Origin of the sequence: Marinobacter nauticus, assembly GCF_003634635.1 — a bacterium.
Classification (GTDB): domain Bacteria; phylum Pseudomonadota; class Gammaproteobacteria; order Pseudomonadales; family Oleiphilaceae; genus Marinobacter; species Marinobacter nauticus.
The window spans coordinates 930,506-953,411 of the sequence record NZ_RBJB01000003.1; the positions used below are offsets into that span (position 1 = coordinate 930,506).

The following is a 22,906-nucleotide window of genomic DNA, read 5'->3' on the forward strand; positions in this document are numbered from 1 at the left end:
ATTAAACTTAAGGAGCCTTTCGGTAAAGTATAGAAAGCTTATTATCCGCTGACAGGGGAATCACAGAAAAAATCCCTGTGGTTACTGGCTGCAGGCGCAACAACCCAAGCACAATTGCAAACACGCGGGAGAATGAATGTGCAGAATTACTGGCTGGAGTTTCTGACCGTTGCCCTGGTGCACCTTTTGGCGGTGGCCAGCCCCGGGCCGGATTTTGCAGTCATGCTGCGCCAGGCACTGACCCAGGCCCGGCGCAATGCCCTGCTGACCGCCATGGGCATTGGCATCGGCATTCTGCTGCATGTGGGCTATTCGCTGCTGGGTATCGGGCTGATCATCCAGCAATCGGTAATGCTGTTTACCGTGCTGAAAGTGATTGGGGCCGTGTATCTGCTCTATATCGCCTGGCACTGCCTGCGGGCCAAACCCGGAGCCATTCACGTGCAAGCGAACGGCGGGCAGGCCCAGACTGGCTGGGCGGCGTTCCGGCTCGGGTTTTTAACCAACGCCCTCAATCCCAAGGCCACCCTGTTTTTCGTATCCCTGTTCTCCGTCATCATCAATCCAGGCACGCCGGTTCTGCTGCAGGCCGGATACGGCATCTATATGGCCCTGGCCACCGGCCTGTGGTTTGCCATGGTAGCGGTGTTCTTTACCCACCCCCGTGTCCGCCGGGGGTTCAACCGGTTCGGACACTGGCTCGACCGGACCATGGGGGGCATTCTGGTATTGCTGGCCGGGCAACTGCTGCTGTCTACAGTGAGCGGATCAGAGTCTCCGTCTGTTCCCAGCCCAGGCATGGATCGGTAATCGAGCACCCGTAGACCAGCTCTTTGCCGTCGTCCTGGCGGCCGAATTCCAGGAAGCTTTCCAGCATCAGGCCCTTGATGTGCCGATTGCCGTTACGCTTCTGCGCCATCACTTCCCGGGCGATGTCCACCTGCCGCTCAGCCTGCTTGCAGGCGTTATCATGGCTGCAGTCCACCATCACCGCCGTTGATACGCCGGCTTTTTCCAGCTCTGCCACCGCTTTGGCAATGCTCAGTTCATCGTAGTTGGTCACACCCCGGCCACCGCGCAGAACCAGATGAGTATCCGGATTGCCGGCGGTGGAAATCATCACCGGTGCGCCGCTATGGGAGATCCCCATGTGGTGGTGCGGGTGCGAGGCCGACTTCATGGCGTGGCTGGCCACGGTAATGCCACCATCGGTGCCGTTCTTGAACCCGGTCGGCATGGGCAGGCCGCTGACCATTTCCCGGTGAATCTGGGATTCGGTGGTACGGGCGCCGATCGCGGTCCAGCTTACCAGGTCCCCCAGGTAATCCATCATGAACGGGCTCAGGGCTTCGGTGGCGAGCGGCAGGCCGAGCTCGGACAACGCCAGCAACAACTTGCGAGAACGCTCCAGGCCCTGTTTCAGATCGCCCTGACCGGTGCGTTCCGGATCGTACAGAAGGCCTTTCCAGCCCACCGTGGTACGGGGTTTCTCCAGGTAGGCGCGCATGACAATCAGGAAACGGTCACTGACTTCGTCTGACAGTGCTTTCAGGCGGGTGGCGTAATCCAGGGCAGCCTGCTCGTCGTGAATGGAGCAGGGGCCCATCACGATCAGGGTGCGGTCGTCCTGACCGTGCAGCACGGCGCGGATCTGATCACGGTAACCGGCAATGGCCCGCACCTGTTGCTCATCGGCAGGAAACTGCTGGCGCAACTCGGCGGCGGTGGGCAGTCTCGCTTCCTGGCGGTGCTGGCAGGCGCTTGAGGCTTGCGCATCCAGTGTTTCAGATTTCAGCGGCATGTTCATGTCTGTGTTCCCGTTTCCCTGTGTCAGAATCAAAAAAGCCCCGGCTGGGCTACCAGTCGGGGCTTTTCGGAGTCCGGTGGCAGCCTGGGTTGCTTGCCGGGCTGCCTTCCTCGTTGTATTCGGTCGATGAAGATCTTATGGGCGGCCCGGGCTCTGGCTAAAATAAAAGCCATAACCAAACCACCAAAAATACACAGCAGAGCCTGCGGCCTTCAGTTTTTCACCGAAAGCTTTCAGAACATTCAATTGACAGGCTGCGTGTAAGGTCTTCATGCTTTTCACTATATACCTACGGTTTTAACGATGGCAACCCGCAAAACGGATTATTTAATGCGGGCATGGCCGTCATGGCTCTGGAGGCCTGCATGCGAAACACCGAGCACCGCTCCGTTCTCTGGCTGATGACTGCCCTGCTTCTTGCGATGTTAACGGCTTCCACCGTCGTCTGGGCACAATCAGAAGCCAGGGTCTATGAGCTGAACAACCGAACGGCCGACGACATTGCGCTACAGATTCGCGAACTTTACCAACAGTCGCCGGTTACGGTGACGGCACGCGGACAACAACTGGTGGTCCGTGGCGAACCCGCACTGCTGGACGAAATCGGAACACTGGTGCAATCGATGGATGTGCCGCCGGTACAGATGAGGATCAGCGTACGCTACCGTCAGGACATCGGCGGCAAACAATCCGGAGGCGGCGTCAGCCTCTCGAACGGCTCGGCCGGCGCCAGCGTCGAACGCCGCACCATCAGCACCAATTCCACCCGTGAACGTCAGTTGATCGTGCAGGATGACCAGTCAGCCCACATTACCTCCGGCAATGTGCGAACCTTGCCATTTGCCGTTAAGGGTGGGCGCAACCCCGCCGCCATACTGCAGCAGGTCGAAACCCGAAGCGGCTTTGTGGTGAGCCCCCAGGCCATCTCGAACCAGGCGGTAGAACTGAGTATCGTGTCCTTTGAGGAAGACCCCGCCGCTCTGCCCGGCTATGAAACCGAAGCTCTGATGACCATCCGGCGGGTGGAGCCGGGGCAATGGGTCAGCCTGGGGGGGACCCGCACGTCCATGAATCAGGAGCAGCAAGGCATCAACTACCGGGTGAACGGCAAGCGCTCTGAAAACCAGTCTATCGACGTGAAAGTGGAGATTCTGCCCTGATCAGGCCTGATTACGCCTGCCCAGCAAGACGTCACGGGCCTCATTGAGCTTGGCGGCCAGGTAATCGTTGCCGCCGCGGTCCGGGTGCACCTTCAACATCAGTTTGCGGTGGGCAGCGGTCACCTCCTCACGGGAACAACCGGGTTTTACTCCCAGAATATCGCAGGCTTCCTGCGTGCTCATGGGCCCCTGTGCGGCAGCGCTCCTGCCCCCGGCGCCCGCCTGGTGCGCCGAATCATTACCGGATGAATCTCCCATGGCCTTGCGAAACATCGGTGCATAACGCAGTAACGCCGGCAGCTTTCTCAACAGGGGAATGAGAGCGGCAATACCGGCCGTGATCACATGCACCCGGCCGGTCAGCACCATAAACAGCAACAACGCGCCGCCAGCCACCAGAATGACTTTCCAGATGGCCGCTTTCTGGCCTTCCGGCGAAAGCGCGCCCCATTTTTTCAGGATGACAAACACGGCAGCCGCCAGGGCCAGGCCGAGAATCAGTTGCATCGATGTTAGTCCTGTATTCTTGCTGTCGAAAAACGGGAGTCCGAAATACGCCCGGATACTATAATCCACCCCGGACACACCAGCGTAAACTGTCCGCAGTATTTATACTGTTTGTTGAATGCAAACGGGTGACAAATAGAAACAGCTTTTGTAGCATCCTATTCGTTAAATTGAACTGACGTTCTATTACATTGTCCCCGAGCCCTGATTTGCAAGGACAGCTGTCAGCCTTCCCTTCCGGGCGACTTTATCAGATTCAGGAAATTCACTCCCAGGAACAGACTTATGCGCACTGCTTCCCGTTTCGTCATCGTTCTCATTTTTCTCGGCGTCGTGCTGGGTGGAATCTTCGGTTACAAGTTCTACCAGTTCGGCCAGATGAAAGAAATGATGTCCCAGCCGCAGCCGGCCGCCATCATCTCCGTGACCAAAGCGACTACCGAAAACTGGCAGCCGGCCATCAAGGCTGTCGGCAGCATCAAAGCCATCAATGGCATCGAAGTGGCCAACGAAGTGCCCGGTGTGATTGAGAACATTGGCTTTGAGTCCGGTGATACCGTCAGCAAGGGCGACGTCCTGGTGCGCCTGGATGCCGCCATCGACGAGGCAGCGCTGCGCACACGGCGGGCAGAAGCCCAGCTGGCCGAGCAGGAATTCAAGCGGGTTTCGGATCTGCTGCCGAAGCGGGCCGTGTCCCAGTCCCAGTATGATGAGGCCAAGGCCAATTTCGATGCCGCCCGAGCCCGTGTCAACGAGGCCGAAGCTCAGCTCAACAAGAAGGTGATTCGCGCGCCCTTCGACGGCAAGCTGGGTATCCGCATGGTGGATCAGGGTCAGTACGTTGCCACCGGCACACCGATCGTCGAGATCAACATGCTGAACCCTATCTATGTGGACTACACCCTGTCCGAGAAATTTCTGCCGGACGTGGATCAGGGCTACCCGGTATCCGTGACGGTCGCTGCTGTGCCGGACCAGTCCTTCGAGGGTGAGGTGAGCGCTATCAACACCTCGGTAAACCCGGAAACCCGTACCGTGCGTATACGCGCCACCCTGGATAATAAAGAAAACCTGCTGCGCCCCGGCATGTTTGCCACCATTCAGACCGGTCAGCCCCGGGACAATGAAGTGGTTACCCTGCCGCGCACCGCCATTTCCTACAACACCTACGGCAATTTCGTGTATGTGGTTGAAGAAAACGACAACGGTGAACTGATTGTCAGCCGCCGCACCGTCACCACGGGCGAAGTCCGTGATGGCCGCTCAGCCGTGCTTTCCGGTCTGGAAGAAGGCGAAACGGTCGTCGCCAAGGGCCTGCTGAGGCTGCGCGCGGGCCAGCGTGTTGAAATCCAGGACGAGTCCGGCCAGGAGGCGTCTGAGTAATGAAATTCACCGACATTTTTGTCCACCGGCCGGTTCTCGCCACGGTGGTCAGCCTGCTGATCCTGTTGATCGGCGCGCGGGCCGCCATGGAGATGGAAATCCGGCAGTATCCGGAGCTGGAAAGCACCACGGTGACCGTCTCCACGGCTTACCCCGGCGCCAGTTCGGACCTGATCAAGGGCTTTATCACGACTCCGCTGCAGCAGGCCATTGCGGAAGCCAGCGGCATTGATTACCTGACGTCCACCAGTTCCCAGAGCGTATCGACCATTCAGGCCAAGATGATCCTGAACTACGACGCCAACGATGCCCTGGCAGAGATCCAGGCCAAGGTGGCCAGTCAGCGCAACGTGTTACCGGCGGAAGCCGAGGACCCGGTGATTACCTCTACAACCGGCGACAGCACGGCACTGATGTACATTGCCTTTTACAGCACCGAGCTGGATGTCCCCCAGATTACCGATTATCTGACCCGGGTGGTGCAGCCCAAGCTGCAGGCGCTGGCCGGCGTGGGCAAGGCTGAACTGCTGGGCCGGACGTTTGCCCTGCGTATCTGGCTGGACCCGGAGCGTCTCGCCGCCGTGGATATGACCCCGGTCGAGGTGGCTGCCAAATTGCGGGCCAACAACTATCAGGCCGCGGTGGGTAAGACCCGCGGCAAGTACACCGAGGTCAGCCTGACCAGTGACACCGACATCGCCGACCCGGACGCCTTCCGGAACCTGGTGGTTAAACAGTCAAACGGCACTCTGATCCGCCTGCAGGACATTGCCCGGGTGGAACTGGGCTCCCAGACCTACGACAGCCTGGCTCTGTACAAGGGCCAACCGGCCACCTATGTGGCCATTGAGCTGGCACCAGGAGCCAACCCGCTGACGGTGGCTGAATTGGTCAAGGCAGAACTGCCGGATATCGAGAGTCAGTTGCCCAGCGGCCTGAATGTGCGCCTGGCCTACGACGCTTCCGACTTTATCGACGATTCCATCAACGAGGTTATCCAGACCTTGCTGGAAGCCATGATCATCGTACTGGTGGTGGTTTTCCTGTGCCTGGGTTCGGTTCGAGCCTCGGTGGTGCCATCTGTAGCGGTTCCGCTGTCCCTGATCGGTGGCGCCTTTGTCATGCTGATGTTCGGCTTCTCCCTGAACCTGCTGACGCTCCTGTCTATGGTGCTGGCCATCGGCCTAGTGGTGGATGACGCCATCATCATGGTGGAAAACGTGCATCGGCATATTGAACAGGGCGAATCCCGGTTCGATGCTGCCATCAACGGTGCCCGGGAAATGGCCACCCCAATCATCGCCATGACCACCACCCTGGTTGCGGTTTATGCGCCCATCGGCTTTATGGGAGGTCTCGTAGGCTCACTGTTTACCGAGTTTGCCTTCACCCTGGCCGGCACCGTGGTCATTTCCGGTATTGTTGCACTGACCCTGTCACCCATGCTGTCTGCCAAGGTACTCAAACCCCACGGCGACCCGGGCCGCTTTGAAAAGGTTGTCGAAAAGAGCTTCAACGGTCTGGCAAACGGTTACAAGGCAGCGCTGGCGTCATTGATGCAAACCAAGTCCGTCGTGGTGTTCTTCGCCTTTGTGGTACTTGGATCCATCTACTTCATGTTGATGATGAGTCAGAACGAACTGGCCCCCACCGAAGACCAGGGCATCCTGTTCTATCAAGGCCTGGGGCCCGAGACCTCCACCCTGGACTACCTGTACGACCACGGTCAGGAAGTTCAGAACCGGATGTCTGAGGTGCCGGGTTACAGCGAAGACTTCATGATTCTGGGCATCACCAGCCCCAACGCCGTCTTCGGTGGCTTCAAGCTGGCGCCCTGGAGCGAGCGGGAGATTACCCAGTTCGAGGTTCAGCCCAAGCTGGATGCTGAACTGAAAAAGGTCACCGGGCTGCAGACCGCGGTATTCCCCCGGCCGTCCCTGCCCGGCTCCGGCGGCGGCCTGCCGTTCCAGTTTGTCATCACCACCGGCGGCAGCTATGAACAGCTGGACCAGGTGGCGGATGAAATGCTGGGCAAGGCCATGCAGAGCGGTAACTTCATGTTCCTGAAGAAGTCCATCAACTTCGACAAGCCGGTTACCCGCATTAATGTCGATCGTGATCGCGTGGCCGATCTGGGCCTGTCAATGCAGGATGTTGGGCAGTCCCTGGCCAGCATGCTCAGTGGCGGCTACATCAACCGCTTCAACATGGAAGGCCGTTCATACCAGGTGATTCCACAGGTGGATGACCAGTTCCGCCCGAGCAAGGAAGCCCTGCAGGACTACTACATCCGTGCCGGCAACGGCGAACTGGTGCCGCTGTCCAGCGTCGTGAGCTTTACCGAGGAAGTGGAGCCGTCGAACCGCACTCAGTTCAACCAGCAAAACTCGCTGACCCTGGAGGGCGTGGTGATGCCGGGCGTGGCGGCAGGCACCGCCATGGAGTTTATGGAGCAAACCGCCAGCGACGTCTTCCCTCAGGGCTTCAGCTACGACTACACCGGGGAAACCCGCCAGCTGGCCACCCAGGGCAGCGCACTGATGGTGACCTTCTTCCTGTCATTGCTGGTGATCTATCTGGTCCTGGCCGCGCAGTTTGAAAGCTGGCGCGACCCGATCATCATTCTGGTATCGGTTCCCATGTCGGTAGCCGGGGCCATGGCGTTCATCGTACTGGGCTTTGCCACCATGAACATCTACACACAGGTGGGGCTGATTACGCTGATCGGGGTGGTCTCCAAGAACGGCATCCTGATTGTGGAATTCGCCAATCAGTTGCAGAAAGAGCGGGGCTTGAACAAGGTCGATGCGGTCATCGAGGCGGCGGCTATCCGCTTGCGCCCGATTATCATGACCTCTCTGGCATTGATCTTCGCCATGGTGCCTCTGCTGATTGCCATCGGCCCGGGTGCAGAAAGCCGGTTTGCTATCGGCCTGACCATCAGTGCTGGTCTGGGCATTGGTACCCTGTTCACGGTGTTTGTGCTGCCGGCGTTCTACATTCTGCTGGCCCGTGACCACCATGGCTCGGCAGCCGATGAATACGGCAACGACGAAGAGTCATCACAGGTGCCGGCGGGCAACCACTAACCCCGCACAGCAACACAAAAAAGCCCGGCATGGCGTCATGTCGGGCTTTTTTTGTCAGGAAGCAACGATCCTGTCCGGCGCTTCCAACGCTGCCTCTCCCGTCTGCAGACGGCGGCGCCACTGGACGGTCTCGCTGGGCAACTCACCGAAATGTTCCCGGTACAGCGCAGCAAACCGCCCCAGATGTGAAAATCCCTCATCGGCGGCGTACCAGGAAATATGGGGCACATCACACTGGCAATCCACCAGCCTGCGCCGTACCCGGATCAACCGACAGCGCTGGTAGAAACGGTAGGGGGTCATTCCGGTTTCCCGCTTCATCAGATAATACAGATTGCGCTCGCTGACCCCGGAATGGTTTGCCAGCTCCTGCAAATCAAACTCCCAGGCGGGCTCCATGCGGATTTTGTCGATAACCCGGAGAAGCCGGCGATCGAGCTCCGGGGGCGTTTCGTTAGGTTCACAACCACCCTCTCGGGCGATGCTGTCCAGTTCGTCAAACAGGCTATCGGCCGCAGCGCAGGCATCGTTGTGATCCTGGAAGAAGTTGGAGCGCAACAGAAAGTGATGCACCCGTTCCGCCATCCAGGCTAACACCCCCTGCCCCGGGGTGACGTTGCTGCGCCACTGTTCCGGGTTTAACAGAATCAGCCGGGACTGCCCGCAGGCGCGCACGGAAATTGCCTGGCTGGAGGTGATGGCGGCCATCGGGAAAGCCGGCTGTCTGCAATCGCCATTCACCAATACATCGCACTGCCCCGATACCGGCACCACCAGCAATGTCCCAGGCAGTCCGCACAGATGCACCTCGGCATCCTGGGCCAGATCCAGGGCACACACGACCCCACGGTCAACACTCAGGGAAGACAGCGAGCCAGCAACCGTTTGCGGCCGCTCAAGAGTGAGACCAACGTCATCACAGGCCAGCAACTCACGGATAGCCGCCTGCCATTCGCCGGCTGCAGCGCGATTGAGTCGAAGGTAGGCATCCAGATCCGGTTTGGCAGTGAGATTGCGCATACAGCGTGAACAGGCAGTGAGTGAGCTTGCTGTTTTAAGCCAGCGTGCCGCAAACCCCTAGCCAAATCTTGCAAAACGGCAAGAAACGGGACGGAGTTTGCCTGTTAATTGATTCTTATCAATCCAGTGGCAGCTCACTCAGGGGGGACGGCCGGGCCATCAGGTAGCCCTGGCCACGGTGACAGTTCAATTCCTGGAGCTTGCGTTTCTGAATCTCGGTCTCGATGCCCTCCGCTACCACCTCCAGACTCAGCGCCTCGGCGATGGCCAGAATGGCGGAGACAATCCGCGAATCCCTGCCATCCTGCCCCAGCCGCTGAACAAACTGCTGATCGATCTTGAGCACATTCACAGGTAGCGCATGCAGATACGCCAGCGAGGAATACCCGGTACCGAAGTCGTCAATGGCAACCACCACTCCCTTGTCACCGAATTCCCGGAGTTTGTCCAGGCAACGGCGTGACAGGTTCATCAGGTGGGTTTCAGTAATCTCGATTTCCGGCTGCCAGCCAACCTGTCGAACCCGTTCGAAGAAAGGCTCCAACAATCCATCCAGCCGGCCATCAGCAATCTGGCGGGCGGAAATGTTAATGGCCAGGCGTCGGCCTCGGCCATGATCGACAGCGCAGGCCTCCAGATCCCGACGGATGCACCGGATCAGTTGCTCGGTCAGTTCGTGGATGTGCCCGCGCTGCTCGGCCACCGGGACAAAGTCCCCCGGAGACACCGCCCCCAGCTCAGGATGTTGCCAGCGCAAAAGAGCCTCCATGCCGGCCATGGCGCCGGTGGCAAGATCGTACTGGGGCTGGTACACCACCGAGAATTCCTCCGGCGCCACTTTCAGGGAAGCCACGAGGGCTTCGGACAGCCGTTGTTGCTGCTGGCCATGCTGGATTTCGCTCGCACTGTAGATCCGATAGCAGGCCCGCCCGGCCAGTTTGGCGGTATACATGGCCCGGTCGGCATTCTGCAGCAATTCACCCGCGGTCTCGCCGTGATTCGGATAGATAGCGGCGCCCACCGAGGCGGAGAGAAAATATTCCCGGTGCTCCACCATCACGGGTGCCCGGAACACATGGGTCATGCGCTCACACACCGCATTCAGTTGATCTTCGGTATCCAGTTCGATGATGGCGGCAAACTCATCCCCCGATAGCCGGGCAATCACATCGCCGTTACGAACCACGGCCTGGATACAGGCCGCAGCCTGTTGCAGCACCCGGTCGCCACAATCGTGGCCATGCAAGTCGTTCACAGACTTGAAAAAGTCCAGATCGATATAAAGCACCGCAAACAGGTCGGCGGTATCTTTACGCTGGTTCACCCGGGCCTTCAGGAATTCCTGAAACAGCGAGCGGTTGGGTAGTTCGGTGAGGGGGTCGTAGTAGGCCAGAGTTGCCAGCCGTTCATCGCTGGCAGCCAGCTCACCCACATCCATGAACACCCCGGCATACAGGCGCTTGCCCTGATAGTCCACGGGGTAGATAGTCAGCCACTGGGGATAGTTCTCGCCGCTCTTGCGCCGGTTCCAGATCAGGCCTTCCCATCGACCGCTCTCATTCAGGCTTTCCCACATGGCCTGATAGAACTCAGGCGAGTGCAGCCCGGAACTGAGCACCGACGGTGCCCGACCCAGGACTTCTTCTGGGCGGTAGCCGGTCACGGCCTGGAACATCCGGTTCACATAGGTAATGACTGCATCCGGAGTTGAAAGCATGATGGCTCGCGGATGATTATCCACCAGGGCTTTGAAGTCCTGTTCTGTCAACGCCTGCATACGCCAAGTACCTTCCGTGTCCGGCCTGCTACAGGCAGGCTCTTTTGTCCCAGCATAAGCAGAAAATGTCGTAAACCTATCCATATTTTGCAAAAACCTCTCGCCTATGACCAAAGGCGGAGAAAAATGTGAACACAATTTCAACATTTGCAATATTCGGATACCCCGCCAACGAATACAGGTCGATAGTAGGTGCAAAACGAAACAAACGCCCCGCAGGAGCGCCCCATGCGCAGGAACGAACCGGTTACCGGTCACGAGCGCGAATACCCCGCGCACTATCACCTGATTACCACCACAGATCTGAAGGGAAAGATTACCGCTGCCAATGAAGAATTCGCGGACGTCGCCGGCTACAGTATTGATGAACTGGTAGGGCAGCCCCACAACCTGATCCGGCACCCGGATATGCCACCCCAAGCCTTTGCCAATCTCTGGGAGACTATCCGCAAGGGCGACTCCTGGCGCGGTATGGTGAAGAACCGCTGCAAGAACGGCGACCATTACTGGGTGGACGCCTATGTCACGCCAATCATGAAAAACGGCGAACTGGTGGAGTTCCAGTCGGTACGCTGCCAGCCCCGCCGCAGCCAGGTCCGGCGTGCGGAAAAGGCCTACGCCGCCTGGAACCGTGGCTCCCTGCCCCGGCGTTTCCTGGCGGTGTCACCCCCACTGATTTCCAAACTCGCCTGCCTGTACGGGCTGCTCGCAGGCAGTCTTCTGGTGTTTGGACTGACCTCCCTGTCGATACCGGAAATGGCCGTGCTGCAAGCCCTGGTCCTGTCTGTTTTCGGTGTTCTGTTCTGGCTTACCCTACCCATGATGCGCACCGCACGGGAAGCCTGTTGTGACGCCCACCCCGTGATGCCCTGGATCTATACCGGACGGCGCGACGAGGGCGGCTGGATCGAATACGATCGGCAAAAGCGCGATGCCACCTTGCGCGCGGTCTCGGCACGCATGCACGCCAACATCGGCAAACTGCATGGCCGCAAGCAGCGCACCATGGAGTGGGTTTCCAGTTCGGTGGCGAGTATCCGCAGCCAGCAAGGCGATATTGAGCAAATCACCCGGGCCTTCGAAGAACTGGCCCAGAGCGTCCGTCGTGTCAACGAGATGACCGTTCGAACCCAGCAGGCCAGTGCCGACGCCCGCCAATCTGCCAGTCAGTGCCAGCACCAGATGGATAGCGTCAATCATTCACTATCACGGTTACGGCAGCAGCTAACCAGCGCTAACGACGAGATGGATCGACTGACCGAACGCAGCAATGCCATCAGCATGGTGCTGGAGGTGATCAGCGACATTGCCGAGCAGACCAACCTTCTGGCCCTGAATGCTGCGATTGAAGCCGCACGGGCCGGCGAGTCGGGCCGTGGCTTTGCGGTAGTGGCGGACGAGATCCGGGGCCTGGCCCAGCGCACTCACGATTCCACACGCCGTATCGACACTATGATTGAGGAATTGCAATCGGAAACCCGGATGGTGGTCGACGTCATCGGCCAGGGCAGCGCTGCCTGTGAGCAGACTGCCACCATGGCCGACGAAGCCCGTCAGGCCCTCACCACGACCCTGAAAGACATGAACATTATTGATGACTGCGCCCGTGAAGTGGCTGGGGCAACCGAACAGCAATCCGCACTGGCAGCTCAGGTGGAACGTCAGGCCGAACATCTGCTGCACCTGGGCAATCAATCGGTTCAGAGTAGCGAAAGCGCCCGCCAGGAGTCCGAGCAACTGGGATCCAATGTTGACCAGGCGCAGTTGCTGACCAGTCATTTCCTGCAAATGCTGTGCGATAAACTGCTGAACAAGGGCGCTCAGGCATCGACCCGGCAATTTCCTGAACCGGCACAATAGGGTAGTCTGGCGATTCGTGGGGGGGTGGAGGCTTCGCCCCCTTTGCAATCACCCACAGGATTCCCCGTGCCTTGACCCTAGCAACCCTCTTCTGGCTGTTTGTCGCCGGTTTCGCCATCTGGTACTGGTGGCGGGCCAAAGCCATCAAGGATTTTGTCTTGCAGGCTGCTCACAGGTACTGCAAATCCATGGACGTAATGCTGCTGGACGACGCCGTTTATCTGCGCGGACTCTGGTTCAAGCGCGATCAGAACGGAAAACTGCGAGTGTGGCGGCGTTTCCTGTTCGACTTCACCACCACCGGCGAAGAGCGTTACACCGGCCGTATCATCATGCTTGGCCAGAGCATCATTCACACCGAACTTGAACCGCACCGATTCTGACCGACTGTCACCGGAGCCGCCTCACCCAAATGGGCGATTACCGGCACCTGTGTTCGTCCGTGATACTCCCTGTTGCATGTCGACAACCAACAAAAACAACAGGAGTCATCTATGCGTTTTGCCATGCCCATCCGGCTTGTGGCCGGAATTCTCATGCTGGTGTTCTCGGTACTGAGCCACGCCAGCTACACCCAGACCCGTCATCCGATTGTGCTGGTGCACGGTGTAACCGGCTTCAATACCCTTGGCGGTCTGATCAACTACTTCCACACCATTCCCTGGAACCTTGAACGCAGTGGCGCAAAGGTCTATACCGCCAGCGTGTCCTTCGTGAACAGCAGCGAACAGCGTGGCCAGCAACTGGCCAATTACGTCAACAGCCTGGGCCACAGCAAGGTCAATCTGATGGCGCACAGTCAGGGTGCCCCCACCTCCCGGGTGGCAGCGGCTCTGATTCCCCACAAGATTGCCTCGGTCACGTCGATTGACGGCGTAAACAAGGGCTCCAAAGTTGCTGACGTTATCCGGGGCATCATCCCTCCCGGCAGCTATGTTGAAGGGGGCGCCGACGCCATTGCCAACGCCCTGGGCGGACTGATCAATGCCCTGTCCGGAGCCAGCAACCCCCAGGATGGTATTGCCGCCCTGGAAACCCTGACCACTCCGGGCACCACCAGCCTGAACGACGCCCTGGGTTGGAAAGGGGTTAATCGTAATGCCTGCGCGGGTACCAGCGAAGATGTCTGGATCAGTGGCCAGAAGATCAAGTTTTTCTCCTGGACCGGACGCGCCGTATGGACCAACGTGTTCGACATTACCGATCCGTTCCTGGGCGTGACCTCCCTGGCCTTTGGCAGCGAGCCCAATGATGGTCTGGTCGGCGTCTGCGCCACCATGATGGGCAATGTCATCGGCACCCACTACGACATGAACCACGTTGATGCCATCAACCATCTGCTGGGCGCCCGTTCTCTCTGGACCAACCCGGTCTCACTCTACCGCAGCCAGGCCAACCGTCTGAAAAACCGCGGTCTGTGAGGTGGTTATGAAGCACCAGTCCACCCGGAAACTGCGGTGGCTGCTTCCCGTTGCCCTGCTGGCCATTATGGCCAGCAGCGGCCTCTGGTACTGGCAGGCACCGGATTCAGAACCCAGGCCAGACCCGGCAAAAACCTTTGCCAGTGCGCCTGCTGTCACGCCACCGGCGGTCACCCAGGCATCGGCCCCGGTTCCTTCCAATAAAGAACCGCCACACAAGACACCCGCCAGCCTTCCCGACCAGAACTTTGCCCGTTCCCTGGCCGGCACGGATATCGACGGCGCCCTCAAGGCAGACCGCAACGGCGAGTTGATTCTGGACCTTGGCGTTCGCGACTTCTTCGATTACTTCCTGAGCGCCGTGGGTGAAGTCTCACCAGAGGCCGCCATCGGACAGATCCAGTCCGTGGCCCGCAACTATCTGCCGGAACCGGCCGCCAGCGATGCCATGGTTCTGCTCGACCAGTACCTGGCTTACAAGCAGGCTGCGTTACAGCTGATGCAGACGGAACTGGATCCGAGCCGACAACACGACCCTGGCTACCAGCTAACCGCCCTCGGCGATGCCCTGAGCAGTCTGAAACAACTGCGCCGTTCGACCTTCAGCCCGGACGCACATCAGGCGTTTTTCGGCGAGGAAGAGGCCTACAGCGAGTACACCCTGGCGGCCATGAGTATCCAGCAGCGGGAAGATCTTTCCGATCAAGGCAAACAGGCGCTGATTGAATGGCACCGCAAACAGCTGCCGGAGTCGCTTCGGGCAACCGAGCAACGACTGCAGAGCGAAACCCGCGAGCATCAGGCCCGACTGTCTGCCCTGGAGAATACCGAATCACCGGAAGCCGCCGGCCGGAAGCTGGTGGAGCTGGGCATGGACCCGGAAAGTGCCGAAGGGGTCGTCAGTTACCTCAAACAACGTGAAAGTTTTGATCAGCAGTTTTCCGAGTTCGAACAGGCTGTTGACGCCGAGGATCTGGAAGGCCTGGCCGGAGCAGATCGTCAGAAACACAAGGATGCCCTGCTGGAGCAATACTTCCCCGATGAACAGAGCCGAACCTGGGCCCGGCTCAGAATGCTGAACCAAAGCTGACCACTCTGTGCTCTGGCTCCCGAAATCCGGAGCCAGAGCGTTCTAGAATCGAAGCTTGTGTTCCGTGGATATCCCCACCATGACGGCCGAACAAATCCAACAGCAACAGGCCAGAGGATTCCTGACCCTGCGTTTTTTGCCGGCACTGGAAGCCGACTACCGCAAAGCGCGTTCCGCGTTAATTCGCCAACGGGCGAGACTGGCATCTATCGCTGGTCTGCTGCTCTTTCTGGTGTACGCCCTGGTAGACCTGATGACCCTGCCAGCCGAGCTGGCCCGTCTCACGGCTGGAATAAGACTGGCCATTACCTGCCCGATCATCGCCCTGGTTCTCTGGCTGGCCCACCGGAAAACCCCCGACGACCACCACTTCGAGCGGCTGTACGTGTTTGCCTATATCGCCGGAGGCCTGAGCGTCATTGCCATTATCCTGGCCGCCCGCTGGCACAGCTACCCTCTGCCTTATGAGGGCATGATACTCATGCTGATGTTCGGATACTTTGCCATGGGACTGCCTTTTTTTTCCGCCTCGGTGGCCTCCTTTGTTCTGGTGTGGGCCTACCTGCTGGCAGAGCTCTGGGCCGGCAACCCTGCCACCGCCACCCTCACCAATCTGTTCTTTCTGATGACCGCAAATGTCATTGGTATGGTCGGCGCCTGGATCAGCGAGTACCGTCACCGTGCCCACTTTCTCGACCGCCAGCTCCTGGATCTGTTGCACCAGTCCGCCAGGGACGAGAGCCGTCGGAAAACCGAGCTGATCACTGCGGCCAGCCATGATCTGCGCCAACCCCTGAATGTCATCGACCTGACGCTGGAAACGCTGCAACCTGAACGCGAACACTCCGAGGTGATGAATCAGCTTCGTGATACCGTGGGTCAGCTCCGTAATCTGCTGGGAACGGTGTTCGACAGCGCCCGACTGAACGAGGGCATGATTCAGCCGGAGCTCCAGCCTGTGCAACTGAACCATACGTTGCAGGAGCTTGAAGATCTGCTGTCAGACACCTTGTCCCGTCGCGACATCCGCCTGGACATTGCCCCGGCCGAGCCCGGGCTGGCCTTGACCGCGGATCCCAGCTTGCTGTTGCGAGTATTGCAGAACCTCGTCATCAATGCCGCCGACCACAGTGGTGGCCAGCGCATTCAGGTCAACACGGTCACCACCGGGAACTGGGCCCGCATCCGGGTGTGCGATGACGGGCGTGGGCTGCCGGAAAGCCTGCACACACAGGTCTTCGACCCCTACATCCGTGCCGGTGCCAGCCACCAGGCGGGGCTCGGGCTGGGCCTGACCATCGTGCGCGAATTCTCCCGGCTCATGGGCGGGCAATGTGGAACCGAATCATCTTCGGGCCGGGGCGCGGTATTCTGGGTGGCACTGCCGGTTGCTGTTACAACCAGCCCAGGGCCCGGGCCCGGTTCACGCATTCAGTCCGATTGTGCACCCCCAGTTGGGTAAAGATCGCTTTCAGGTGGGTTTTGACCGTGTGTTCAGTCAGGCCCAGGCTCTGGCAGATGCGTTTGTTGGGAAACCCCTGGGCGAGGAGCGTCAGCACTTCGAGCTGACGTGGTGTTAACGGGGTCTCCGACACCAGAGGCGCCATACCCCCGGGGAAATAGCCCTGCCCCCGCCGTACCGATTGCATCATACGAACCAGTGCCGCCCGGCCGGCCGATTTGGCCAGAAACCCGGCCGCCCCGGCCGTTCGCACGGCCCTGACGGTGCTTTCGTCCTCACTGCTGGAGATAATCACCACCGGCGGGGTGTTCCGCAAGCCAGCCAGACGCGGCAACAGCGAAAGTCCGGCTTCTCCGTTAAGTGCCAGGTCAAGCAATACCAGATCGACCCCGGTGCCATGGACCAGTTGCTCGGCCGCGGCCTCCAGTGTGCCAACTGTGACCACCGAGAGCGCCAGTTCCTCCTGCCGGATAAGGCCCGCCAGCGCCTGTGCAAACAGGGCGTGGTCATCGACCAGCAGAACCTTTTCAAAGGCCGCGGTTCGATGCTCTGCCGAAGACGAGCCATGCCGGAGCGATGTCACATGCATGATAGTGCCCCGCTGTGTTTGTTTTTGTTACTGCGGACACCCCACTATAAGGCAGCCAGCCCGGCGCCTCAGCGGCCTGCTTAACACTTTCTTACAAAAGTATTGGGCCCTTTCGCCCCGCCTGACCTTGCCTGAAACATAACTGTCATATTTCTGAAGCATCCTTCCGGCATCACAACCATCTGATCTGAAAAGGTTTTCAACACGATGCCTGATTTCACAAGGAAGACCGCCGGCCACTGGCTGGCACTGCTTGCAAGCGCCAGTCTCTGCGCCGGCGCCAACGCCCATGAGCTGGAAATCCATGGTTCCAACACCGTCGGCGCCACGCTGGCGCCCATGCTGGTGAGTGGCTATCTGGAACAGCAAAACAATGGTCCGGTCAGCCGCCGGGCCACGGGCACCGAGAACGAGCAGATTCTGCTGACCGAGACCGAACAGGGCCCCGTCAGTGTTCTGGTGGCCGCCCACGGCTCCAGCACCGGCTTCCGCACCCTGGCCAGCGGTCAGGCGCAGATCTGGGCATCCTCCCGGCCGGTCAAAGCCGCTGAGGCGGAACAGGTTCGCCAGAAGGCCGACCTGACAGCCCTGGAGAGTGAACATGTCATCGCTATTGATGGCCTTGCCGTACTGGTGCACCCCGACAACCCGGTCAATGCCATGAGTATCGATACGCTCGGGCGCATTTTCGCTGGCCAGATTCGTAACTGGTCGGAACTTGGCGGGCCGGACCGGCCAATACGGCTCTACGCCCGGGATGATCGTTCTGGCACCTGGGATACCTTTAAATCCCTGGTTCTGGGTAAAGGCTACCGCCTGGACGAATCCGCCAAACGCTACGAATCCAACGACCAGCTGTCCGATGACGTGTCCCTGGATCCCGGCGGTATCGGCTTCTCCGGTCTGGCCTCGGTTCGCAACAGCAAACTACTGGCGATTTCCGAGGGCAATGCCCCGGCCCTGAAACCGAACCAGTTGACGGTCGCCAGCGAAGACTACCCGCTCTCCCGCCGACTGTTCATGTATACCATGGGGGATAAAACACCGGCTTTCGCCAAAGGCCTGATCGACTATGCCCTGGATGAGGATGGCCAGAACCTGGTGGCCGAATCCGGCTTTATTTCCCAGAATCCGATCGCGGTAAAACCGGAACTCGACACCTCCGTGCCGGAGAGCTTCCGTCGGCTGACCAGCAGCTATCAACGCCTGACCGTCAACTTCCGGTTCACCGAAGGCCGCACCAAACTCGACAACAAGGCCCAGCGGGATCTGTTACGGGTAAAGCATTACCTGCAACAGCACAATCGCGACGCCAATGATCTGCTGTTGATCGGTTTTGCAGACGCCCAGAGCCACGAACTTCGGGCCCAGATGATTTCCGAGCTGAGAGCGTTGTCGGTGCGCAAGGCACTGGGCCAGGCAGGTGTGGCGAACGTCGCCTACACGGGTTATGGCCACTATATGCCCGTTGGCGGCAAGGGAAACCAGCGCAATGGCCGGGTAGAAGTCTGGATCAAGAACCCCTGACCAGCCGGGGATTCGACCAAAGTCTGCCTGCAGACTTCGGCAATCCCCTATCCGCACCCCCGTCACAGATATGTTTGGGTTTCCTATACTGCCGTTGTCACCCTCCAACCAACAGACCGGGACAATGGACATCAAAAACGACCACCGTTACGCGATTAACCTGAACGTACGGGGCATCCAGCCCTCCGCCACCCTGCGCATCAACGAGCTCAGTAACCAGCTCCGTTCCGAAGGCAAGGACATCATCAAACTGGGGCTGGGGCAGTCGCCGTTCCCGGTACCGGATCGCGTGGTCGACGCCCTCAAGGAGCACGCCCACGAAAAAGATTATCTGCCGGTCAAAGGTCTGAAGGGCCTGCGTGAAGCCATCGCCGGCTACATCAACCGCAGCGAGCGCATGCGCTGTACCTGGGAAGACGTGCTGATCGGCCCGGGCTCCAAAGAGCTGCTGTTCATGCTGCAGCTGGCCTACTACGGCGACCTGCTGATACCGCGCCCGAGCTGGGTGTCTTATGCGCCCCAGGCCCGTATCATCGGCCGTTCGGTACACTGGCTGCCGACCCACGCCGAGAACAATTGGCAGCTGACCGCCGAGGAACTGGACATCATCTGCCGGGACGACCCGTCGCGCCCGCGAATCCTGATTCTCAACTACCCGTCCAACCCCACCGGATGCACCTACACCGACGATCAGCTGCTGGCCATCGCCAACGTGGCCCGCAAGTACAAACTGATTCTGCTGTCGGACGAGATTTACGGGGAAGTACACTTTGAGGGCAAGCACAAGTCCATTGCCCGCTACTACCCGGAAGGCACCATCATCAGCACAGGCCTGTCCAAGTGGGCCGGCGCCGGCGGCTGGCGCCTGGGCACCTTTATCTTCCCGCCCGAGCTGAGGCCACTGCAGGACGCCATGGCGATCATCGCCAGCGAAACCTACACGGCGACCAGCGCCCCCATCCAGCACGCGGCCATTGCTGCTTTCAATGGTGGTGAGGATATTGAGGAATATCTGGTTCAGTCGCGCCGGGTGCTGAAAGTGGTGGGTGAATACATGCATCGCCGTCTGACCGACATGGGCGCGGTGGTTCAGAAGCCCGAAGGTGCGTTCTACCTGTTCCCGGACTTCTCCGGTTTCCGCGACCAATTGGCCCGCAAGGACATCAAGACTTCCCAGGCCTTCTGCACCGCCCTGCTGGAGAATACCGGCGTCGCGATCCTGCCCTCCAGTGATTTCGGCTTTGTACCGGACCACCTCGGCGCCCGTTTGGCATTTGTCGATTTCGACGGTACCGCGGCCCTGAACCTGGCCGGTGGCGATTACGCCGATCAGGAACTGGATGACAGCTTTGTCCAGCAGGCCTGCCCAAAACTGGTGCTGGCCATGGATAAAATGGAGAAGTGGCTGAACAGCCTGTAAACCTGCCGTGCTAGACTGGCACCCTCACAGTTTCAAAAACCGCGGGGGTGCCATGTCTGACTCAGTTTCTCTCCAGGAAATCACCGATTTCACCGAAGCCCTGGCCCGCGAAGCCGGCGAATTGATCCGCCACGAGCGGGAAGAAAACACCCTGCGCACCGACTACAAACACCAGACCGAACTGGTCACCCACGCCGACGTGATGGCCGACGAATTCATCACCGGCACCATCCGCGAACGCTTCCCCCACCACCGCATCCTCTCTGAGGAAACCATGCCGGATCTGTCCCAGGCGGAAGAGCTGGAAACGCCATTGTGGATAGTCGACCCCATCGACGGCACGGTGAACTACGCTTACGGCCATCCGCAGGTTGCGGTGTCCATCGCCTACGCCGAGAAGGGCAAAGTGCGGGTGGGCGTTGTGCACGCGCCGTTTCCCGGCGAAACCTTCCGGGCCACCGAGAGCGAAGGCGCAACCCTGAACAACCAACCTATCCGCCACAGCGGCGCGACCAATCCCAGACAATCGCTGTTCGCCACCGGTTTTCCGTACACCAAGGACAACCTGGAACCGCTGGTACGCCGCCTGGACGCCATGATTCACCAGTGCCGCGACCTGCGCCGGATCGGCTCCGCCGCTCTGGACATCTGCTGGGTGGCCTGTGGCCGGCTGGACATCTACTACGAAAACGTCAGCCCCTGGGACTTCGCCGCCGCCCGTCTGATCGCAAAAGAAGCTGGCGCTACGGTAGGCCATTTCGGGGAAGTTCCGGAGGGCTATCCGGCGGATCTCTATGGGCGGGATATTCTCATCTCGGCGCCGGCCGTGTGGGCGCCAGTGCGCTCAATTCTGCGGACTGCTTCGGGTTACGACTGAGTTTTATCGACATTTCACCGAGGCACGATCGGCACTGGCTGGAAGCCCTTTCCCGAAATTTCGGAGGCCATGGATGGCCGGAGAGAAGCGCACAGGGATGTGCTTGTAGCGGTTTCGGGAAAGGGCTTCCAGCCAGTGCCATTCTCCAAAACCATCAGGCTAGGGGTACACCACCTCCCAACCTTTATCCCCAGACCGCTTCGGACACCAGCCCCCAGGCCTCGTCGAAATCACTCGTCGGCAAGCGCGAAAACGAAGACCGTACAAAGCGCTGAATCCGGCCTTCCACGAACACCATGACAAAGTCCGCACCACGGGCAGCCGTGGTTCTGGGCCGCAGTCCCTGGCGGATTTCGCCTTCTTTCAGGGTCTGGCGAATCTGGGTTTCCAGCCGTTCAAAGAACTGGGATGCCCGCTTTCTCAGCGATTCATCCTCCCCCATCAGCGCATCGCCAGTCAGCACGCAACACAAGCCCGGATTACGCTCGGCAAACACCAGCACCAGATGCGACAGCTGCTGCAGGCGCACGCGCACATCCTCCTGTTCCTGCAGAATCACCTGGCAACGGGAAAAAACCGCCTCCTCGGCAAATTCGATCAGCGCCTCAAACATTTTGCGCTTGCTGGGAAAATGCCGGTACAGGGCCGCTTCGGTAACGCCCACGGTTTTGGCCAGGCCGGCCGTGGTGATTCGGGCACCGGGATCGCTTTGCAACAGCTCGACTAGCGCCTGGAGAATAGACTCCCGGCGACTGGGTTTCTGGTTGGTCATGACAGGACTACAGCGCTCTGAAATTCTGGTTTTGGTTTTATATGCCCTCCCCGGCGAGGGAGGGACTTTTCAGAAAAAAGTGCCGTCGATCGGTGACGAGGCACTGGCATACAGTTTCTTGGGCATACGGCCGGCGAGGTAGGCTTCACGGCCGGATTCGATGGCCAGGCGCATGGCATTGGCCATTCTGATCGGGTCTTTGGCCTGGGCGATCGCGGTGTTCATCAGCACGCCGTCACAGCCCAGCTCCATGGCAATGGTAGCGTCCGAGGCCGTACCAACACCCGCATCCACCAACACCGGCACCTTGGCGTTCTCGACAATCAGCCGGATGTTGTAGCGGTTCTGGATACCCAGGCCGGAGCCAATCGGCGCCCCCAGAGGCATGATGGCCACGCAGCCCATTTCTTCCAGGCGCATGGCCAGGAGAGGGTCGTCCGAGCAGTACACCATCACCTTGAAGCCATCCTTGATCAGCTCTTCAGCCGCGATCAGGGTTTCCGGCATGTTGGGGTACAGGGTTTTATGTTCGCCCAGCACTTCCAGTTTGACCAGATCGTGGCCATCCAGCAGTTCCCGGGCCAGCTTGCAGGTGCGGACCGCATCTTTGGCGGTGTAGCAGCCGGCAGTATTGGGCAGGATGGTGTAGCTTTCCGGGGAAATCACGTCCAGCAGATTGGGTTCATCCGGGTTCTGGCCCAGGTTGGTACGGCGTACGGCCACAGTCACGATCTCGGCACCACTGGCCTCGATAGCATGGCCGGTTTCCATCAGGTCGTGGTATTTGCCAGTGCCCACCAACAAGCGGGACTGGTACACCTTGCCGGCGATTTCCAGGGGTTTGTCTTCGGGGAGCTGAATCTCTGGTGTCTCTGTCATAACCTGCCTGAGTTATCTGGATAAAGTAAGAGCGGGAACCGCCTGGCTCTGATGAGGTATCAACCACCACCGATGGCGTGGACCACTTCCACCCGGTCACCTTCATTCAGGGTGAACTGCGGGTGCTGGCTGCGGGGCACAATGTCTTCGTTGACCTCCACCGCCAGGCGTTTCCCGGTCAGGGTGAGTTGTTCTATCAGGGCGGCAATGGTCGCTCCGCTCGGGAGTTCCATCGCCTCGCCATTCACCTGTACCAACATGGTTAC

At 59.5% G+C, this 22,906-nt stretch carries 20 protein-coding genes; 12 read left to right on the forward strand and 8 right to left on the reverse strand.

Features of this window, described 5'->3' with window-relative positions:
• Window positions 1–132: 132 nt before the first annotated feature.
• A complete protein-coding gene (locus tag C7436_RS10295; protein ID WP_023011287.1) occupies window positions 133–810 on the forward strand; it encodes a LysE family translocator in 678 nt (225 codons plus the stop codon).
• On the opposite strand, the gene C7436_RS10300 is transcribed toward C7436_RS10295, so the two are convergent.
• Window positions 755–1,807, reverse strand: coding sequence for a 3-deoxy-7-phosphoheptulonate synthase (locus C7436_RS10300; RefSeq protein ID WP_011786901.1), 1,053 nt, complete (start codon window positions 1,805–1,807; stop codon window positions 755–757). The genes C7436_RS10295 and C7436_RS10300 overlap by 56 nt on opposite strands.
• Window positions 1,808–2,172: 365 nt before the next feature.
• On the opposite strand from C7436_RS10300, the gene C7436_RS10305 reads away from it, so the two are divergent.
• Window positions 2,173–2,967, forward strand: a complete 795-nt coding sequence (locus C7436_RS10305) for a secretin N-terminal domain-containing protein (protein WP_121207919.1) — start codon at window positions 2,173–2,175, stop codon at window positions 2,965–2,967.
• Here C7436_RS10305 and C7436_RS10310 read toward each other — a convergent pair whose 3' ends face one another.
• Complete coding sequence (locus C7436_RS10310) at window positions 2,968–3,474, reverse strand: DnaJ domain-containing protein (protein WP_121207757.1); 507 nt, start codon at window positions 3,472–3,474, stop codon at window positions 2,968–2,970. It abuts the gene before it with no gap.
• A gap of 285 nt (window positions 3,475–3,759) precedes the next feature.
• Here C7436_RS10310 and C7436_RS10315 point away from each other — a divergent pair, with 285 nt between their 5' ends.
• Entirely contained in the window at window positions 3,760–4,857 is a 1,098-nt protein-coding gene (locus tag C7436_RS10315; protein WP_121207758.1) for an efflux RND transporter periplasmic adaptor subunit, read from the forward strand.
• Window positions 4,857–7,946 (forward strand): efflux RND transporter permease subunit, encoded by a 3,090-nt coding sequence (locus C7436_RS10320; protein WP_014422768.1) that lies wholly within the window; start codon window positions 4,857–4,859, stop codon window positions 7,944–7,946. Before C7436_RS10315 ends, C7436_RS10320 begins: the two co-directional genes overlap by 1 nt.
• A 54-nt stretch (window positions 7,947–8,000) precedes the next feature.
• Here C7436_RS10320 and C7436_RS10325 read toward each other — a convergent pair whose 3' ends face one another.
• Together C7436_RS10325 and C7436_RS10330 are read right to left on the reverse strand one after the other, a co-directional pair.
• Complete coding sequence (locus C7436_RS10325; RefSeq protein WP_121207759.1) at window positions 8,001–8,966, reverse strand: helix-turn-helix domain-containing protein; 966 nt, start codon at window positions 8,964–8,966, stop codon at window positions 8,001–8,003.
• Window positions 8,967–9,084: 118 nt separating this feature from the next.
• Window positions 9,085–10,743, reverse strand: a complete 1,659-nt coding sequence (locus C7436_RS10330; protein ID WP_121207760.1) for a putative bifunctional diguanylate cyclase/phosphodiesterase — start codon at window positions 10,741–10,743, stop codon at window positions 9,085–9,087.
• A 228-nt stretch (window positions 10,744–10,971) separates the two neighbouring features.
• On the opposite strand from C7436_RS10330, the gene C7436_RS10335 reads away from it, so the two are divergent.
• The 5 genes from C7436_RS10335 (at window position 10,972) to C7436_RS10355 (ending at window position 16,576) form a co-directional block, all read left to right on the forward strand.
• Window positions 10,972–12,603, forward strand: a complete 1,632-nt coding sequence (locus C7436_RS10335; protein WP_121207761.1) for a methyl-accepting chemotaxis protein — start codon at window positions 10,972–10,974, stop codon at window positions 12,601–12,603.
• Window positions 12,604–12,674: 71 nt separating this feature from the next.
• Complete coding sequence (locus tag C7436_RS10340; RefSeq protein ID WP_023009553.1) at window positions 12,675–12,986, forward strand: DUF3301 domain-containing protein; 312 nt, start codon at window positions 12,675–12,677, stop codon at window positions 12,984–12,986.
• 111 nt (window positions 12,987–13,097) lie between these two features.
• Window positions 13,098–14,024: an esterase/lipase family protein gene (locus C7436_RS10345; protein WP_014422773.1), complete on the forward strand. Its 927-nt coding sequence runs from the start codon at window positions 13,098–13,100 to the stop codon at window positions 14,022–14,024.
• A gap of 7 nt (window positions 14,025–14,031) precedes the next feature.
• Window positions 14,032–15,114 carry a lipase secretion chaperone gene (locus C7436_RS10350; RefSeq protein ID WP_121207762.1) on the forward strand — a complete coding sequence of 361 codons (1,083 nt, stop codon included), beginning with the start codon at window positions 14,032–14,034 and terminating at the stop codon, window positions 15,112–15,114.
• Between the two features lie 79 nt (window positions 15,115–15,193).
• The gene (locus C7436_RS10355; protein ID WP_228198098.1) at window positions 15,194–16,576 is read left to right on the forward strand and encodes a sensor histidine kinase; all 1,383 of its coding nucleotides are present in this window, start codon (window positions 15,194–15,196) and stop codon (window positions 16,574–16,576) included.
• Here C7436_RS10355 and C7436_RS10360 read toward each other — a convergent pair.
• Complete coding sequence (locus tag C7436_RS10360) at window positions 16,509–17,165, reverse strand: response regulator transcription factor (protein ID WP_121207764.1); 657 nt, start codon at window positions 17,163–17,165, stop codon at window positions 16,509–16,511. The two genes, C7436_RS10355 and C7436_RS10360, sit on opposite strands and share 68 nt — an antisense overlap.
• 207 nt (window positions 17,166–17,372) lie before the next feature.
• Between C7436_RS10360 and C7436_RS10365 the strand changes: the two genes are divergently transcribed.
• The 3 genes from C7436_RS10365 to C7436_RS10375 all read left to right on the forward strand — a co-directional run bounded on the left by C7436_RS10365 (window position 17,373) and on the right by C7436_RS10375 (window position 20,989).
• Entirely contained in the window at window positions 17,373–18,692 is a 1,320-nt protein-coding gene (locus C7436_RS10365; protein WP_121207765.1) for a substrate-binding domain-containing protein, read from the forward strand.
• Between the two features lie 124 nt (window positions 18,693–18,816).
• Window positions 18,817–20,112 (forward strand): pyridoxal phosphate-dependent aminotransferase, encoded by a 1,296-nt coding sequence (locus C7436_RS10370; RefSeq protein WP_121207766.1) that lies wholly within the window; start codon window positions 18,817–18,819, stop codon window positions 20,110–20,112.
• A gap of 52 nt (window positions 20,113–20,164) precedes the next feature.
• Window positions 20,165–20,989 (forward strand): inositol monophosphatase family protein, encoded by an 825-nt coding sequence (locus C7436_RS10375; RefSeq protein WP_011786912.1) that lies wholly within the window; start codon window positions 20,165–20,167, stop codon window positions 20,987–20,989.
• Between the two features lie 184 nt (window positions 20,990–21,173).
• On the opposite strand, the gene slmA is transcribed toward C7436_RS10375, so the two are convergent.
• The 3 genes from slmA to thiS form a co-directional block, all read right to left on the reverse strand.
• A complete protein-coding gene (slmA, locus tag C7436_RS10380; RefSeq protein ID WP_023009546.1) occupies window positions 21,174–21,761 on the reverse strand; it encodes a nucleoid occlusion factor SlmA in 588 nt (195 codons plus the stop codon).
• 69 nt (window positions 21,762–21,830) lie between these two features.
• Complete coding sequence (locus C7436_RS10385) at window positions 21,831–22,640, reverse strand: thiazole synthase (RefSeq protein WP_011786914.1); 810 nt, start codon at window positions 22,638–22,640, stop codon at window positions 21,831–21,833.
• Between the two features lie 59 nt (window positions 22,641–22,699).
• Complete coding sequence (gene thiS, locus C7436_RS10390; RefSeq protein WP_031210319.1) at window positions 22,700–22,900, reverse strand: sulfur carrier protein ThiS; 201 nt, start codon at window positions 22,898–22,900, stop codon at window positions 22,700–22,702.
• Window positions 22,901–22,906: the final 6 nt, after the last annotated feature.

Bases quoted from the DNA above. Each gene is read 5' to 3' on its own strand.
- C7436_RS10295 (WP_023011287.1), top strand. From the start codon at position 133: ATGAATGTGCAGAATTACTGGCTGGAGTTTCTGACCGTTGCCCTGGTG.
- C7436_RS10300 (WP_011786901.1), bottom strand. From the start codon at position 1,807: ATGAACATGCCGCTGAAATCTGAAACACTGGATGCGCAAGCCTCAAGC.
- C7436_RS10305 (WP_121207919.1), top strand. From the start codon at position 2,173: ATGCGAAACACCGAGCACCGCTCCGTTCTCTGGCTGATGACTGCCCTG.
- C7436_RS10310 (WP_121207757.1), bottom strand. From the start codon at position 3,474: ATGCAACTGATTCTCGGCCTGGCCCTGGCGGCTGCCGTGTTTGTCATC.
- C7436_RS10315 (WP_121207758.1), top strand. From the start codon at position 3,760: ATGCGCACTGCTTCCCGTTTCGTCATCGTTCTCATTTTTCTCGGCGTC.
- C7436_RS10320 (WP_014422768.1), top strand. From the start codon at position 4,857: ATGAAATTCACCGACATTTTTGTCCACCGGCCGGTTCTCGCCACGGTG.
- C7436_RS10325 (WP_121207759.1), bottom strand. From the start codon at position 8,966: ATGCGCAATCTCACTGCCAAACCGGATCTGGATGCCTACCTTCGACTC.
- C7436_RS10330 (WP_121207760.1), bottom strand. From the start codon at position 10,743: ATGCAGGCGTTGACAGAACAGGACTTCAAAGCCCTGGTGGATAATCAT.
- C7436_RS10335 (WP_121207761.1), top strand. From the start codon at position 10,972: ATGCGCAGGAACGAACCGGTTACCGGTCACGAGCGCGAATACCCCGCG.
- C7436_RS10345 (WP_014422773.1), top strand. From the start codon at position 13,098: ATGCGTTTTGCCATGCCCATCCGGCTTGTGGCCGGAATTCTCATGCTG.
- C7436_RS10350 (WP_121207762.1), top strand. From the start codon at position 14,032: ATGAAGCACCAGTCCACCCGGAAACTGCGGTGGCTGCTTCCCGTTGCC.
- C7436_RS10355 (WP_228198098.1), top strand. From the start codon at position 15,194: ATGACGGCCGAACAAATCCAACAGCAACAGGCCAGAGGATTCCTGACC.
- C7436_RS10360 (WP_121207764.1), bottom strand. From the start codon at position 17,165: ATGCATGTGACATCGCTCCGGCATGGCTCGTCTTCGGCAGAGCATCGA.
- C7436_RS10365 (WP_121207765.1), top strand. From the start codon at position 17,373: ATGCCTGATTTCACAAGGAAGACCGCCGGCCACTGGCTGGCACTGCTT.
- C7436_RS10370 (WP_121207766.1), top strand. From the start codon at position 18,817: ATGGACATCAAAAACGACCACCGTTACGCGATTAACCTGAACGTACGG.
- C7436_RS10375 (WP_011786912.1), top strand. From the start codon at position 20,165: ATGTCTGACTCAGTTTCTCTCCAGGAAATCACCGATTTCACCGAAGCC.
- slmA (WP_023009546.1), bottom strand. From the start codon at position 21,761: ATGACCAACCAGAAACCCAGTCGCCGGGAGTCTATTCTCCAGGCGCTA.
- C7436_RS10385 (WP_011786914.1), bottom strand. From the start codon at position 22,640: ATGACAGAGACACCAGAGATTCAGCTCCCCGAAGACAAACCCCTGGAA.
- thiS (WP_031210319.1), bottom strand. From the start codon at position 22,900: ATGTTGGTACAGGTGAATGGCGAGGCGATGGAACTCCCGAGCGGAGCG.